Genomic DNA, 15,921 nt, shown 5'->3' with positions numbered 1-15,921 from the left:
TCCCGTATCTAACAGAGGGCTACGATAGCGTATAAGGCTTCGGGGGATGCCTGGAGAAACCGAAAGGGCAACTTTATTGTTCGTTCGGGCTAGTTGGGGTATTCAGGATCAGGTTGTTAGCCCATTTGTTTAGCTATGGCTCTACACCCTTTTCTCGGCGGTAGTCACGGGGTGACTTTCCTGTCCAGCGCCGAAACGCCCTGGTGAAGCTGCTGGTATCGTTAAACCCCAGCATGAAACTCATCTCGGTGATGCTTATGCGGGACTGTTCCATGTAGTCCAGTGCAAGGGACTTTCGCACCTGGTTCAGTAGGTCCTGGAAGCTCGTTTCCTTTGCCGCCAGTTTCTGCTGCAGGGCGCTGGGGCTCATGGCCAGTTCGCTGGCAACATGCTGCTTCGTACAATTCTCCGAAGGGAGTTTCCGCAGGATGACCCGCTTGACCCGGTTGACGATATCCTCCGCATCGAGCGCGGCGATGTAGTTTTGCAGGATCTTGTCGTGTTCGCTGGCGATTTCCCGGTTGCCACCCAGCAGGGGGAGGTCGACGATGGCAGAGTCCAGGCAGATTGTACAGTCTGGGGCATCGAAAGTTACCGGCACGTGAAAACTTCTGGTGTACAAGTCCACGTAACCCTCAGGCAGGGGGCGCGTCAGTCGTACTGAGAGGGGCTTGAAATCGGGCCGATAAATCATGCGGAAGACCCGAATGATGAAGGCGTTCCAGGCGTCGATGGTTTCAAAGGCGACGCCGTCTGCAACTACCTCCAGAACTAGGCAGAAGCGGCCTTCGCTCTCCTCGATGCGATAGGAACCCTGGTTGCTGGCAATACGGAAATAGTAGACCAGCCGTTCACAGGCGTCCCGCAGGGTGGCGCTGGCCAGCAGGGCATAGCCCAGGGCGTGGACATTGGAGGGGTGGAGAAAGCGCGCGGCGACCAAGCCGAAAGCGGGGTTGCCGGTAGATTTGACCGCTTCCCGGAACAGGGCGGCCATCTGGGCCGTGGTATAGCGATCCAGTGGGTCCTGGCTGGGGGCGTCACTCAACCCGGCGGCCTTAAATACAGCGGCCGCATCGTGGCCATTCGCTTCCAGTGCCATGTGGATGGCCATGGTGTAGGAGGCGATAGTCGTAGCGGATGTGGAATCACTCATCCTGCGGTTGTTCCCTAGTTATCGTTATGCCCTCAACGGGATAGCGCTAGCATAACAATTTGATTACGAAGGCAAAAGTGCTGCTTTTAGGGCCTCCATTTGAATCTGCAGGCGAGGCCCTGTGGGTATAACCCCGACAGTTTTGCCGGGTTATTTGTCGCTAGGGCCAAGTCTGGTACCCGGGATGGGTCTAGCCTGTGTCACAAATAACACATCAACCTAACAGGGAGAGGTCCCAGTGAGCATCCCCACCCAGCAACACATCATCAACGGCGAGTTCGTTCCGCCATCATCCGGCCAGTATATCGACCTGATCGATCCCGTATCCGGCCAGGTTGCCGGCAAGGCCGCGGCGGGTAACGCCGCCGATGTTGACGCGGCTGTCGCGGCGGCAGCAGAAGCGTTCAAGACCTGGAAAAACACACCCACCAGCGAGCGTGCAGGTATCATCGCCCGGATGGCGCTGGTACTAGGCGCCAACCTGGAGGAATTGTTGACGCTGGAGGCGGCCTGTACCGGCCTCGGCGTCACTCGTCTGAAGGGCTTCGATATTCCTGCGGTCATGCAGTTTATCCAGATCTTCGCCGAGGGGCTGGAAAGCTACCCCTTTGTCGAGTATCCCCCGGTGCGGCTCGCACCCGAGGCGCACGATGTCCGGGTGGTGAAGCAGCCCCTGGGCGTCTGTGGCCTGATCACTGCCTGGAACGGCCCCCTTTTCCTGGCTTTCCTCAAGATGCTGCCGGCGATTGCCGCGGGCAACACCGTGGTCATCAAGCCCGCCGAGACCGCCTCGCTGGCGGTGGTGCGGGCGATGGAACTGATGCAGGACCTGCTTCCCCCCGGGGTAGTCAATGTTGTCACCGGCTACGGCCAGGACGTGGGCGCGGCTCTGTCCTCCCATCCGGGTGTCGCCAAGATTTCCTTCACCGGCTCAGGCCCTACCGGCGCCATGATCCAGAAAGCGGCGGCAGACACCATGAAGAGAGTGACCCTCGAACTGGGTGGCAAGGGGCCGAGCCTGGTAATGCCCGATGCCCCAATCGAGTTGACTGCCAGAGGCGCTACCTTCGGCTTTCTGCTGGGCTCCGGGCAGATCTGTATTTCAGGCACCCGCCTGTTCGTGCACGAGTCCATACACGACGAACTGGTGGCGCGGATGGTCGAACTGGCCGGCAATATGAAGGCGGGCAGCCAGTTCGCCCCTGACACCACTTTGGGGCCTATGGCCTACCGCGAACACTACGAGCGGGTGCTCGGCTACGTGGAGTCCGGCAAGGCCGGGGGGGCAACCGTCGCCTGTGGCGGTGGGCCACTGCAGGTGGATGAATTCCCGGATGCCATGTTCGTGCAGCCGACTATCTTCACTGACGTCACCCCCGACATGAAGATCTACAACGAGGAGATCTTCGGCCCGGTGCTGTCCGTGATCAAGTACAGCGATGTCGAGGACGCCATTGCCCTGGCCAACGACAGCTGCTACGGCCTGTCCGCGGGTGTGTGGACCGGCGACCCCATCGGCGCCCAGGCAGTCGCCCAGCAGCTGGAGGCGGGCACCGTGTGGGTCAACGACTGGCACGCGATCACCGGCGACATGTCCTTCGGCGGCCACAAGCAGAGTGGTTACGGGCGCGAGATCAATATCGCGTCCCTGGAAGGCTACCTGGAAACCAAGAACTACATGACAAGCTTCGAGACCGACCCGAATGCCAAGGCCTTCTTCGGCCTGGTTCACCAGGGCGTCTGAGCCGAACTGTCACTAACGCGTATAGAGGAATAAAAAGATGTCCAGCACTGGCGCATTTCAATACTGGCAGCGGACCATGGTTCACGCAGGCCCCGGCACTCTCATCCGCCTGCCCGGCCTGTTCAGTGGCCTGGGAAGTAAGAAGGTTCTCCTGGTCAGCGACAAGGGCCTGAAAGATGTGGGAATTGTCGACAAGGTAGCAGCCCTGTTTGATGAGCAGCGCGGCCCCGGCGGGGTTCGCTTGGCAGGCGTATTCACCGACACCGCCCCAGATGCGGAGTCCGGCTGTATCGATGACTGCCTGGCCGTGGCCCGCGCCACTGGCGCCGATGGCCTGCTGGCCGTGGGTGGCGGCAGCGTGCTCGACTCGGTCAAGCTGGTCAAGCTCGCAATGTACTCCGGCGTGGACAGCGTGGCCCAGTTGCTCAAGTCACCGGTGAAGATGATGAACTGGCCGGAAGTGCAGTACATGGGTGTGCCGCACATCTCAGTGCCCACTACCGCCGGTACCGGTGCAGAAGTGACCAACGGCGCGGTGATCTACAACAAGCAACTGGGTATCAAGCACCTGATTGTCAGCAACTACCTGGAATCAGATATCGCGGTACTGGACGCGCACATGACCACCGGCCTGCCGCCCATGTTGACGGCCGCCACCGGTATGGATGCCCTGACCCACGCAGTTGAAACCATGGGCCATCTCAACACGAACCATTTCACCCTGGCCCACGCCGAGACCAGCGCAAAAGTCATCCTCGAAAACCTGCCGAAGGTGGTCGCCGATGGCTCGGATGTCCTCGCTCGCCAGGCCATGCTCAACGCCAGCGCCATGGCCTGTAACTCGGTGGTGAATGATCTGGGTGCGTCGCCGGTACACAATTTCGCCCACGCCTTCGGCGCTGTCTGCCATATTCACCACGGTGAGGCCAACGGCGTACTGCTACCCGTGGTAATGGAAGAATTCCCCGATTTCTATGTGCCGGTGGCGGACCGCCTGAAAGGGGTGTTCGGAGTAGAAGGCGAGGGCAGGGATGCTGTCCTCGCCTGTGCCGCCGCTATTCGCGAGCTGTTGGTGCAGATGGGGCACCCGCTGGACTTTGCCCGTCATGATATTCCCGCATCGAAAATGTCCGAGATCGTTGCGGCCATCGCCGGCGACCCGCTCGCGGCGTTCCTGCCAATCCCGATGGAAATCATTGAGTCCGTGTGCCGCCGCGTCTGTAACTGGTCATAAGGAGAGCTCACCATGAAAATAAATTTCAGCACTATCAGTGAGCGCCTTGCGGATGCTTTCTCAGAGCGCGAGGCTCTGGTGAACATCGAGCGCGGCCGCCGTTATACCTTCCGCGAGTTCCACCTGCTGACCAACCGCATCGTCAATATGATGCGCCACAAGCTGGACCTGCAACGCGGCGATAACGCGGTGATCATCCTGGACAACGACAACGCATCGCTGTTGCACTTTTTCACCGCGGCAAAAGCCGGCACCCCCCTGTGCTACACCAACTACCGCGACAGCCTGGATGATCACACATACCAGGTGGATACGGTCAGCGCCAAGGTGGTGTTCATCGAGGCTGACCTGCTGGAAAGCCACTATGACATGCTGCGCGAGCGCCAGGTCACCATCGTGGCTATGGACAAGCCGGAGAAAGAGTACCAGGGCGTACACTATTTCTGGAACCTGCTGGAGCAGGTGGACGACAGCAACCCCAACGTGGTGATCGACGATCGCGACGACGTGGTGATCATGCGCTTCACCGGTGGCACTACCGGGCGTGGCAAGTGTGCCATGTACACAGCGGACACCTACCTGGCGTGTCGCGACTCCTACTGGGCCCTGCCGGATCCGGCCTGGAACCCCGAGACCCGCTTTATCCACCTGGCGCCGATCACCCACGGCAGCGGCATGATGTTTGCGCCGACCCAGTTCAAGGGCGGTTGTACCGTGACCATGAATGTGCCCGATCTGGATGCCTGGTGTGACAATATCGCCGCCGAGCGGATCACTAACGGTTTCGCCGTGCCGACCCTGCTGTACCGCCTGCTGGATATGGACGAGAAGGGTCGGGCGCGGTTCAAGACAATTGAAAACATGTACTACGGTGCTGCCCCCATGAGCCCGTCCAAGCTGGCGGAACTGCAGGCGGCCTTTGGGAACAACTTCATTCAGGTCTATGGCTCCACCGAGCACTTTGGTGTGGCCCTGTCCATGAGCAAAGCCGACCACCTGGTGGAGGACGGCGATGATTCGCACCTGGCCTCCGCCGGCCGGCCTGCGCCTTTCACCGAGCTTGAGATCATGGACGACGACGGCAACCCGGTGCCGCGGGGAGAGACCGGCGAGATCTGGCTGCGTTCCCGCGCCATTGTGCCGGGCTACTTTGGCAATCCGGAGCAGACCGCTTCTGAGTTCCAGGATGGCTTCTGGAAGTCTGGCGACATTGGCAGGATCGACGAGCGTGGCTTCTTTCATATTGTCGATCGCAAGAAAGACATGATTATCAGTGGCGGCTTCAATATCTACGCCAACGAAGTGGAATCCGCGCTTAACAGCCACCCGGCGGTGCTCATGTCCGCGGTGGTCGGTGTGCCTCATGAGGAGTGGGGCGAATCGGTGCACGCCGAGGTCATGCTCAAGGAAGGCGCCGAGGTTGAAGAGGCGGCCCTTATCCAGCACGTACGCAACGAGTTGGGCGGATACAAGACGCCCAAATCCGTTGAAATCGTTGAGGAGATACCCACTAGCGTGGTGGGCAAGGTGCTGCGCCGGCAGGTGCGCCAGAAATACTGGGAGGAGGCCGGCCGCAAGGTCGGGTGAGCCCAGCACATGAGCAAACTCAAGCAACTGTCGGGGCTCGATGCCTCCTTCATCTATCTGGACACGGACCGCGCCAGTACCGGCGGCACCATGATCTATGTATACGACCAGTCCACAATCCCCGGCGGTGGCCACCTGCGCTTCAAGGAAATCCTCAAACACATCGAATCGCGCACCGCCACCTCGCCGATCTTCCGCCAGAAGCTCAAGCAGGTGCCGATGTCCCTGGACTATCCCTACTGGGTGGAAGATGAGAATTTCCGCATCGAGAACCACGTGTTCCACGTTGCCCTGCCCAAGCCCGGCGACAGTTCTGTATCATGGCCTCGCGCCTGACCACCCCCCATTTCGATTTCAATCGCCCTCTGTGGGAGATGTACGTGGTTGAGGGGCTGGACAATATCGACTGGCTGCCCAAGGGCAGCTTCGCCATCCTCACCCGCATGCATCACGCGGCCGTAGACGGCACCGCGGCGGCACAATTGACCTGGGCCCTGCACGACCTCGATGCCCGGGGTAAGAAACCGGGGCTGGGCGGAGAGCATGAGACCGAGGGTGTTCGCGCCCCCAGCCAGTTTGAGATGGCCACCCGTGCCTGGTGGAATAATGCGACCTCGCCGATGCGTCTTGCCAGACCCCTGTCCCACCTGCTGCCCAAGGTGGGTGGCAGGTTGCGCAAGGAGGTGCAGAAACGCACTGTGGCTAGGGTCGAGGAACACACTTCTGGAACGAAGGTGCCGACGACCCGCTTCGACGGCCGGGTTTCTCCCTTTCGGGTGTTTACCACCTCACGCTTCCAACTGGACGAGCTCAAGGGCATTCGCAAGGCCGTGGAAGGCAGCACCATCAACGATGTGGTGACGACAATTATATCCGGTGCCCTGCGCCGCTACCTGGACCACAACGGTGAATTGCCCCGGGACACCATGGTGGCGATGATGCCGGTCAACACCCGGTCCGGGCCCGATGCCGAGCCTGGCGCCAACAACATCACCTTCATGGGGGCCGCTATCGGTTCCGATATTGCGGACCCGAAAGAACGTCTCGCCTATGTGACCGAACAGACTGCTCGCTCCAAGAGTATCGTCAACGCCATTGGCGCCAGTGACCTGACGGACCTCAACAAGCATATTCCCGCTTCTTTGCTGGCGGCCACAGGGAAGCTGATTTCCCGTATTGGTCTCGATGCGGGTGGCACCGGTAAGCGCTTGTTTAATATGGCAATTTACAATGTGCCTGGGCCGAGCGTGCCGCTGTACCTCCAGGGCGCGAAGCTGAAGTTCTGGTCCATTGTGGCGCCCTGTACCGACGGCATGGGAGCGGTATTCGCGATCACCAGTTACGACCGGGAGATCTATATCTGCCCGACGGCCTGCCGCGAGATTGTGCCGGACCCGGAATTCCTGGCCCAGTGTCTGGAAGAGAGCTATGCGGAATTGCTGGCGGCCACTGGGGCCAAACCAAAGCGTAAGCCGGCGAAACGCCCGCTAAAAAAGAAAACAACAGCTAAAAAGCCGGTGAGGAAGAACCCCGCAGGAAGAAAAGCGGCAAATTAACACGCGTTCCGGGCTGAATGGACAAATTTAATCATTATTCGGCCAAGAGCCGGACGTTTGTTTGCCATGTAATAACCCACAGTTCCATAACTATATAAAGCTCCATAACTATAGAAAGCAGAGGATCACAATGAATATCTCACTCAAAACCAAGCCCCTTGCGCTCGCAGTCGCCGCTTCCCAGGTTCTTCTCTACCAGTCACTGCCCACCCACGGCCAGGCCCTGGAAGAGGTGATGGTCACCGCCCGTAAGCGTACTGAGACCCTGATGGACGCTCCTGTGGCGGTCACCGCGGTATCCGGCCAGGCCATGGAGTCTCAGGGTATCTCCAACATGGAACAGCTTTCCGCCAAGGTACCTGGCCTGCAGATTGGCCGCAGCGCCCTGACCACGAATATTCGTATCCGCGGTGTCGGCTCAGGCATGAACAAGGGCTTTGAGCAGTCCGCGGGAATGTACATTGATGGTATCTACCAGTCCCGTAGCCGCCAGTTCACCCAGTCCCTGGTTGATCTGCAGCAGGTGGAAGTATTGCGTGGCCCCCAGGGCGTGCTATTCGGAAAAAACACTGTGGCTGGTGCTATTAAGGTGGAAACAGCCAACCCGGTAGTTGGCGATGAGTTCAACGGGTCCATCAAGGCCGCGTTTGAGCCTGAGCAGTCCACCACACGTTACACTGGCATCGTATCAGGCAGTCTGAGCGACAGTGTTGCGGCCCGCTTGGTGCTGCGCCAGGAAGACTCCGATGGTTACATGGATAACAGGTTCCGGGACACCGATGAGCAGGAAGAAACCAACAAGATGGCTCGCCTGACACTGGCCTGGGATGCAGCCGACAACCTGTCGATTGTTGCCAAGGCGTCACACGTGGATATGGAAAGTACCGGCAAGGAAATGAACGCCTATACGATTGATGACCGCCTGCCCCCGGCTAGCACTCTGGCCCTCTCTGCCGCACTTACTGGTGGTCAATTTGCGGCGGCCGATGCACCCGGAGGCGATGACTATGAAAGTTGGGTAGGCAACCTGCAGTGGGGCAGGGGTGATACCGAGGACACGACTTCGACCGCCTTCTCTGTGAAAATCGACTGGGATGTCGGTGACTACACGGTAACGTCCTTGACCGGCATATCTGACTTTGAATTCGAGCAGTACCATGATGTGGACTTCCTGCCTCCCAACTTCATCGAGAATATCGACCAGGAAAAGATGAACATGTTCAGCCAGGAAATCCGTGTTGCTACAAACTGGGATGGCCGGTTTAACTTTATCGCGGGTGTTTACTACGAGGACCAGGAGCTGGAATTGGACGAAGGTACTCACATCGATGGCACATTTGGCGGGCTAGTCCCCACCATTTTCGTGACACCGTTTGGTGAGACAGACACATCGTCCGGTCTGACCGATTTCGACCAGGACACCACGACAATGGCAATTTTCGGTGAAGTCACTTTCGACATCACCGATACCCTGAGCCTCGATCTTGGCGGGCGTTACTCGGAAGATGAGAAGGAAATGACCAAGCTGGTTACCATCGGCCAGGGCGCACCAGGGCAAGTAAACGATATAGTGACTCCTGACATTACTGCCGGGTCCGCAGATCTTATTGAATACCTGACCAATGTCATGGTGGCTACTGGCGATGCCGGTGCGACAGCTGCGGCCGCGGCACATGCCGGCAGCCTGGATCGATACGCTGCCTATTTTGAAGACGAGCGTGATGAAAGTCATTTTGACCCCTCTGCTCGCCTGCGCTGGGAATACAGTGACACCGGAATGGCATACCTTTCGTATTCGGAAGGTTACAAGTCTGGCGGCTTCAATTTCAGCCCGGATACAGCGAATCCCGATGGCTCGTCTCGACCCGGTCACGAGTTTGAAGACGAAGCCGTGACTGCCTGGGAGTTGGGTGTAAAACAGGACTTCATGGATGGCCGTGCGCGCGTCGCGACAGCCATTTACAGGTCTGAGTTGGAAGACCTGCAGGTTACCTCGTGGGGTGGGACAAGTTTTGTCGTGGGCAATGCGGCGGAACTGACCGTCCAGGGTATCGAGATTGAAGCGCAGTTCGCCGCTACTGATGCACTGGAAATCGGCGGTAGCTATGCCTACCTCGATCACGAGTTCGACTCCTACCCGGGGGCGGGTTGTTCCGTTGTAGAGATCGGCCTGGGTACCTGCCCGAACTCCTCCGGAGAGGGCACCAAGGATCTGTCTGGTGAGCGCGGGGCGTTCGCACCGGAGCACAGTGCCTCGCTCTACCTGGACTACAATCACGCATTTGATTGGGCGGAATTCAATTTCCATGTCGATGTCAATTACAAGGATGAATTCTTCCTGGATGGCGACCTCGATGAAAATGTGCTGCAGGATTCCTACACCAAGGTCGATGCCAGTATCTCCCTGATGTCCCTGGAAGGTACCTGGGAGGTGGTGCTCTACGGACGGAACCTGACCGATGAGACCACCTACACCGCTTCGGCTGATGCTCCCTTGAGCCCAGGAGTTTATATTGGCTGGGTTGAGGAACCCCGCGTCTACGGAATATCTGCAGCATACAATTTCTGATAGTCCCTTTGCGGCGCTTGATGCCGGCACCCTGCCTGGTATCAAGCGCTGTTTTTTTTATTTCTTCCCCGATTCGCCCGAATCGACTCTCAAAGCCCCCGTTAACAATTATCATCCAGACAAGTATTTAAGCTCTGATGACAAGGGGCTTACAGCCGCCTGCGCTTATAGTATTCCTAGAACACGTGAGTGAATACCCAGCACGGGTTTCCGCTAACAATATCGGTCCACAGATGGATCAGTGTGAGGAGTTTTTCTAATGAGTGAAGCTGCCCTTCTATTCGAAAACAGGGATGGAGTAGCCTGGTTGACCATGAACCGGCCCGAGGCCATGAATTCCATCAGCCTGGAAATGATTACCCTGTACGAGGAGTACCTGGAACAGATTCTGGGGGATGAGTGTATCAAGGTTGTTGTCATCAGCGGTGCGGGCAAGGCTTTCTGCGCCGGCGCTGACTTGAAGCAGGTATTGGATAGCCTCGACGTCCCACCCGGTAAGCCTGATTTCCTCGATCGCCTGTGCGACAGGGTTTTGAACCCGCTGCGCGATTTCCCCAAGCCGGTGATTGCCGCCCTCAACGGTATCACCATGGCAGGTGGCCTGGAGACCGCCATGTGCGCCGATCTCGTCGTGGCCGCTGAGAGTGCCAGGATAGGCGACGCTCACGCCAACTTCGGTGTCTACCCGGGGGCGGGGGGAGCAGCAGTACTGCCGCGTATCGTTCCCCACAACGTGGCTAAGTACCTACTGTTTACCGGCAGAACTCTTTCCGCACAGGAGATGAAAAACTACGGCTTCGTCAATGAGGTGGTAGCCGACGGTGAGCTGCAGGAAGCCGCCCAGGCATTGGCCCTGCATATCGCTGAGAAGAGCCCCATCGCCCTGCGCCGGATGAAGTCCGTGGCTAATGCCGCCGCTGACAAGACCCGAGACGACGCGCTGCGGCACGAGATGTACGAATTCCGCAAGCACCAGCGCTCCTGGGATATGCAGGAAGGCCTGGCCGCCTTTGCCGAGAAACGCAAGCCACGGTTCCAGGGCCGCTAATAGGAGTAGAGAAAATGACAGATGTATATATCGCCGGCGTCGGCATGACCCCCTTCGGTCGGCATATGGACAAGAGCTACAAGGACCTGACCGCTGAGGCTGTACAGGGGGCCCTGACTGATGCGGGTGTAGACAAGGACGAGGTGGGCGAGGCCTTCTTCGCCTCCTGTGTCATCGGCTTTCTGCAGGACCAGCATATGGTGCCCGGCCAGGTGGCCCTGCGCTCCATGGGTTTTGAGGGCATCCCTATATTCAATGTTGAAGGCGCCTGCGCTTCCGCCACGTCCGGCCTTTACCTGGCTGCCCAGGCGATTCGCGCCGGCAGCTGCGATATCGCAATCGCGGTGGGTACGGAAAAAATGTTAACCGAGGACAAGGCGAAGATGTTCGCCGCGTTCGATTCCGCCTGGGATGTGACCACGGTTGAGGCCAACAAGGAGTACCTGCTCAAGATGGGGGAGGGGATTACCCTGCCGGAAGGCTCCCTGTCACCCAAGCCCTACAGCATGTTCATGGATGTGTACGCAGCCTTCTGCCGCCAGCATATGAAGACCTTCGGCACCACCCAGGAGCAGATCGCCGCGGTTTGCGCCAAGAACCACACCCACTCGGTGCACAATCCCCTGGCCCAGTACCAGAACCCTTACACCGTTGAAGAGGTGATGGCCGCACCGCCGATCACTTACCCCCTGACCCTGCCCATGTGCGCGCCCATCTCCGACGGCTCTGCCGCGGCGGTGCTGTGCAGTGCCGAGGGCCTCAAACGGCTCAGGGGCGATGCCTCCCGGGCGGTGAAGCTGCTCAGCTGCGTCTTCCGCTCCGGTATCAACCGCACGGCCGAGGAGTATGAAAAGCACATTACTGCGCTGGCGGCCGCAGAAGCCTACGAGAAGGCCGGCGTTTCCCCGGAGGATGTGAGCGTGGTGGAGGTGCACGACGCGACTGCCATGGGTGAGATCATCCAGGTGGAAAACCTGCGCCTGGTGCCCTGGGGGGAGGGCGGCCCCGCCGCCGCGCGCGGCGATTTCACTGTCGGCGGCCGGGTGCCGGTCAATCCCTCCGGCGGCCTGGAGTCAAAAGGGCACCCCATCGGCGCCACAGGCCTCGGCCAGATATTTGAGCTGGTAACCCAGCTGCGCGGCGAAGCCGGCGCGCGCCAGGTTGAAGGCGCGCGGATCGCAGTACAGGAAAACGGTGGTGGCCTCGTCGGCCTGGAAGAGGCAACGGCCGCGGTAAGCATACTCGCAAAGCAGTAGAGGAGAACAAAGCGATGAATTTCCAACGCAGTGAAGAACAGCAGATGATTATCGAGAATCTGCGCAAATACCTGGACTCGGAGATCGAGCCGGCCTTTCGCGAGCACGGCGAGGGCTTCATACCGCGGGAGAAAATGCAGGAGTGGACCCAGGGGCTGACCGAGTTCGGCTTGATCAAGGCGCCATTCGGTGAGGAGTGGGGCGGCTTTGGCATGGACTGGCTCACCCACCTGATGGTATTTGAGGAGATCGCCTACACCTCTCTGGATATCGCCATCCCCGGTTTTATCAACGCGGTCAATGCCGAGCTGTTAAGACAGCTGGCGCCCGAGGCCATCAAGGAGAATTACCTCGCGGACATCATCAACTGCGACAAGTTCATCGCCATGGGTATCTCTGAGCCGGACGTGGGTTCAGACGTGTCTGCAGTCAAGACGCGTGCGGTGCTCGATGGCGACCACTGGGTGATCAATGGCGAAAAGACCTGGATTACGAATGGCGAGTACTCAGACGTGTTCATCTGTACCTGTCGCACCGGTGAGAACGAGATCAGCCATATACTGATCGACCGTGAGGAGCATGGCTACGAGACGGTGGGAATTCCCAAGATGGCGTTGAACGGTCAGTCCACTTCGCAGGTTTTCATGTCTGATGTGCGGGTGCCGGTGGAGAACGTGGTGGGTGGCCGCGGTACCGGGCTCAAAAATACCCTGAAGATATTCGAATACGCTCGCTGCCACATGGCAATGTGGGGAATTGGCGTGGCGCGTCGCGCCATGGACGAGGCCATCAAGTACGCCCAGGAGCGCAAGCAGCACGGCAAGTTGATTGGCGGTCACCAGCTGATCGCCGACAAGCTCGCCACCATGGCCACCCAGATCGATGCCGCCCGGCTGCTGACCTACCGGGCCATGGATATGGTGATGCGCGGCGAGCGCGCGGACAAGGAGTGCGCCATGGCCAAGTGGTACGGCACCGAAATCGCGGTGACCGCGACGCGCGACGCGCTGGAAATTCACGGTGGTAACGGTGTGACCAAGGAATTCATCGTTGAGCGCCTGGCGCGGGAGGCTATTGTCGCGCCGATCCCCGATGGCACTACCGAAATCCAGAAGCTGTTAATCAGCCGGGCCCTGACCGGTTTGAATGCGTTCAGTTAAGTAAGGGAATTTGGAGGTTTTTGTGAAGCTGAAAAATAGAGTTTTGGTAATCACCGGCGGCGCCTCGGGTCTGGGCCAGGCCACCGCGCGTTATATGGTGAGCGAGAAGGGTGCAAAGGTTGCACTTCTGGACCTGAATGAGGCAGCCGGCACAGCGACAGTAGAAGAATTGGGCGAGGAAAATGCCATTTTCTGCCAGACCGATGTGACCTCCGAGGAGAGCATAGATGTCGCTATCGCAGCGATCATGGACAAGTTCGGCGCGATCCATATGAATGTTAACGCCGCTGGTATCCCGCTGCCCTGCAAGATCCTCGACCGGGAAGGCAAGGCCAGCAGCCTGGCAAAGTACGCTACGGTGATCAACGTAAACCTGATGGGCGTGTTTAACGTGATGGCCAAGTGCGCCGAGCAGATGGCCAGGAACGAGCCGGACGAGAACGGTGAGCGCGGTGTGATTGTGAACGTATCTTCCGGCGCAGCCTTTGAAGGCCAGATCGGCCAGAGCGCCTACAGTGGGTCCAAGGCGGGCGTGAATGGCATGAATATTCCCGCTGCCCGCGAACTCGGCCCCCTGGGTATCCGGGTGAATTCAATTGCCCCGGGACTGTTTGGAACACCTCTGGTGAAGGGGCTGGACCAGAAAGTGCAGGACTCACTGATCGCGATGTGCGAGGCGCCCAAGCGCATGGGCGAGGTGGATGAGTTCGCCCACGCCTGCGCCTTCCTAGCGGAGAATGGCTATATGAATGGCCGGGTCCTGCGCCTGGATGCTGCCACGGTGATGCAGGCCAGGTAGGCCATACAACCAACGCCTTGAGGAGAGAGACGTGGGACCGCTAGCCGGAATCAAAGTTTTAGAAATCGCCGGTATCGGGCCCTGCCCGATCGCCGGTATGATGCTGGCCGATCTGGGGGCGGAAGTCATCCTGGTTGAACGCGCAGCCGCTAACAAAAACGCGGCTGAGGTGGGTCAGAACGGCTTTTTCAACCGAGGCAAACAATCCATAGCTCTGGACCTGAAAGACCCGAAAGCGGTGGAAAGTGTGTTGCAGTTGGCGGAGCAGTCCGACGTGCTGATCGAGGGCTTTCGCCCCGGTGTAATGGAGCGGCTGGGGCTGGGGCCAGAGGTCGTGCATCAGCGAAAGGCCTCCCTGGTCTATGGTCGGATGACCGGCTGGGGGCAGGATGGCCCCCTGTCGCATGCGGCTGGACACGACCTGAATTACCTCGCCATCTCGGGGATTCTCCACTACGGCGGCCTGCCGGGCGATGCGCCTTATCCCACGCCCACAGTGCTGGGTGACATCGGTTCCGGTTCGAATATGTTGGTATTGGGCATCCTGGCAGCGCTGCTGCACGCGCAGCGCACCGGCGAGGGGCAGGTAATCGACGCAGCCATCTGCGACGGTGCCATCTATAACCAGACCCTGATCGCGGGCCTGCGAGGGGAGGGCGCAATCAGCGAGACCCCCAGTGAAACGTTCTTCGGCGGGGCATCACCCTGGTGCAACAGCTACCCCTGTTCGGACGGTCGCTACATTACGGTACAGGCCCTTGAACCCAATTTTTACCGAGAATTGATTGCCCTGTGCGGGTTTGAAGACGATCCTGACTTCGCCCGCCAGCACGACAAGAAGACCTGGCCTGCCGCCCGAGAAAAAATGGCGGTCCTGTTTGCCAGTAAACCCAGGTCACACTGGTGCGAATTGCTGTCGGGCACCGATGCCTGTTTCGCACCAGTACTGTCGCTGCCGGAAGCGGCGGAAGACGAGCACATCAGGGCACGCGAGTGCTTTGTTGCGGGTGAAGGCCTGTTGCAGCCAGCTCCTGCGCCGAAATTCAGTGCGACCCAGCAGGAGGTCGGTGATGTTCCGCGTTCCGGCGAACACACAGAGAGGATTCTGCGATCCCTTGGTAAGGCCGGCTGAATGTGCAGTGCTTATAAGGCTCCCAGAACATAAGCGGACGTGATTCTCCGCTCAGTGGGTTTAAGCCGTTGATTTCCCAGTAATTTTTCCCGCCACTTTTACAGGGAGTGAATTCGCATCTTTTTCGCTGATTTGTGCCGCTCTGGGTCCGCGGGCATAAGGGGACGAGATATTGCGTTCCCCCCACTTAAGCTATTTTATTTATAGTGATTCCTCACCACCTTTTCCTGAGACGCTTGATAGGGCATGCTTTTGGCCGAATCTGGCCCAGGTCTTTACATCGGGCTAAGGTTGATTTCTAAGGTCATCCCAAGCACTGCCGCTGCTCTACTAGCAGTTTGAAGTGTTATAGTTTCATTGTCTGGATCAAGCAATCTATCAAGCTGTGAACGGCTGGTTTTCAAGCGTTTAGCCATATCGGTTTTTGAAATATTTTGGTCAAGCATGGCAGCTTCTAGTTTTGCAGACAGTACTTTTTTGATCGCGGCATTTTGAACATCTTCATAGATACCATCTGCCTTTAGAAAGTCGTCAAAACTTGAACCTGCTCGAGGGTTTCTTTTAGCCATTTTTCTGATACTCCGTCTTCCGCTTCTGAGCGAGCTTTAAATCTCTGTCCGGTGTTTTCTGAGAGCTGGACCCCATTGACTGGACAGCCATTGCAGGAAGATAAGTGCTTCCCT

Annotated in this window: 13 protein-coding genes; 11 read left to right on the top strand and 2 right to left on the bottom strand. The window is 58.6% G+C overall.

Going from position 1 to position 15,921, the window contains the following annotated elements; genetic code table 11:
• Nucleotides 1-133: 133 nt before the first annotated feature.
• Nucleotides 134-1,153 carry an AraC family transcriptional regulator gene (locus AACZ17_RS16635; RefSeq protein WP_008250941.1) on the bottom strand — a complete coding sequence of 340 codons (1,020 nt, stop codon included), beginning with the start codon at nt 1,151-1,153 and terminating at the stop codon, nt 134-136.
• A 238-nt stretch (nt 1,154-1,391) separates the two neighbouring features.
• Here AACZ17_RS16635 and AACZ17_RS16630 point away from each other — a divergent pair, with 238 nt between their 5' ends.
• The 11 genes from AACZ17_RS16630 to AACZ17_RS16580 all read left to right on the top strand — a co-directional run bounded on the left by AACZ17_RS16630 (nt 1,392) and on the right by AACZ17_RS16580 (nt 15,238).
• On the top strand, nt 1,392-2,897 hold the full coding sequence (locus AACZ17_RS16630; protein ID WP_286984287.1) for an aldehyde dehydrogenase family protein: 1,506 nt from the start codon (nt 1,392-1,394) through the stop codon (nt 2,895-2,897).
• Between the two features lie 37 nt (nt 2,898-2,934).
• Nucleotides 2,935-4,131: an iron-containing alcohol dehydrogenase gene (locus AACZ17_RS16625; protein WP_339638956.1), complete on the top strand. Its 1,197-nt coding sequence runs from the start codon at nt 2,935-2,937 to the stop codon at nt 4,129-4,131.
• A 12-nt stretch (nt 4,132-4,143) separates the two neighbouring features.
• Nucleotides 4,144-5,718 carry an AMP-binding protein gene (locus tag AACZ17_RS16620; protein WP_190766990.1) on the top strand — a complete coding sequence of 525 codons (1,575 nt, stop codon included), beginning with the start codon at nt 4,144-4,146 and terminating at the stop codon, nt 5,716-5,718.
• A gap of 9 nt (nt 5,719-5,727) precedes the next feature.
• Nucleotides 5,728-6,054, top strand: a complete 327-nt coding sequence (locus AACZ17_RS16615; protein ID WP_339638955.1) for a wax ester/triacylglycerol synthase domain-containing protein — start codon at nt 5,728-5,730, stop codon at nt 6,052-6,054.
• Nucleotides 6,039-7,274, top strand: a complete 1,236-nt coding sequence (locus AACZ17_RS16610) for a WS/DGAT domain-containing protein (RefSeq protein WP_339638954.1) — start codon at nt 6,039-6,041, stop codon at nt 7,272-7,274. Before AACZ17_RS16615 ends, AACZ17_RS16610 begins: the two co-directional genes overlap by 16 nt.
• A 130-nt stretch (nt 7,275-7,404) precedes the next feature.
• A complete protein-coding gene (locus AACZ17_RS16605) occupies nt 7,405-9,843 on the top strand; it encodes a TonB-dependent receptor (RefSeq protein ID WP_339638953.1) in 2,439 nt (812 codons plus the stop codon).
• Nucleotides 9,844-10,102: 259 nt separating this feature from the next.
• Nucleotides 10,103-10,891 (top strand): enoyl-CoA hydratase/isomerase family protein, encoded by a 789-nt coding sequence (locus AACZ17_RS16600; RefSeq protein WP_027951048.1) that lies wholly within the window; start codon nt 10,103-10,105, stop codon nt 10,889-10,891.
• A 14-nt stretch (nt 10,892-10,905) separates the two neighbouring features.
• Nucleotides 10,906-12,147 carry a thiolase family protein gene (locus AACZ17_RS16595; RefSeq protein WP_027951049.1) on the top strand — a complete coding sequence of 414 codons (1,242 nt, stop codon included), beginning with the start codon at nt 10,906-10,908 and terminating at the stop codon, nt 12,145-12,147.
• 14 nt (nt 12,148-12,161) lie between these two features.
• Nucleotides 12,162-13,307: an acyl-CoA dehydrogenase family protein gene (locus tag AACZ17_RS16590; protein WP_027951050.1), complete on the top strand. Its 1,146-nt coding sequence runs from the start codon at nt 12,162-12,164 to the stop codon at nt 13,305-13,307.
• Nucleotides 13,308-13,329: 22 nt separating this feature from the next.
• Complete coding sequence (locus tag AACZ17_RS16585; RefSeq protein ID WP_027951051.1) at nt 13,330-14,106, top strand: SDR family NAD(P)-dependent oxidoreductase; 777 nt, start codon at nt 13,330-13,332, stop codon at nt 14,104-14,106.
• 31 nt (nt 14,107-14,137) lie between these two features.
• Complete coding sequence (locus AACZ17_RS16580) at nt 14,138-15,238, top strand: CaiB/BaiF CoA-transferase family protein (RefSeq protein ID WP_027951052.1); 1,101 nt, start codon at nt 14,138-14,140, stop codon at nt 15,236-15,238.
• A 275-nt stretch (nt 15,239-15,513) separates the two neighbouring features.
• Here the strand turns inward: AACZ17_RS16580 and AACZ17_RS16575 are convergent, their stop codons facing one another.
• Nucleotides 15,514-15,807, bottom strand: coding sequence for a helix-turn-helix transcriptional regulator (locus AACZ17_RS16575; protein WP_123035801.1), 294 nt, complete (start codon nt 15,805-15,807; stop codon nt 15,514-15,516).
• Nucleotides 15,808-15,921 lie beyond the last annotated feature (114 nt).

Origin of the sequence: uncultured Haliea sp. (assembly GCF_963973825.1) — a bacterium.
Classification (GTDB): Bacteria; Pseudomonadota; Gammaproteobacteria; order Pseudomonadales; family Halieaceae; genus Haliea.
Note: the sequence above shows the minus strand (reverse complement) of the source record. Positions and strands in the feature narration are given on the sequence as shown.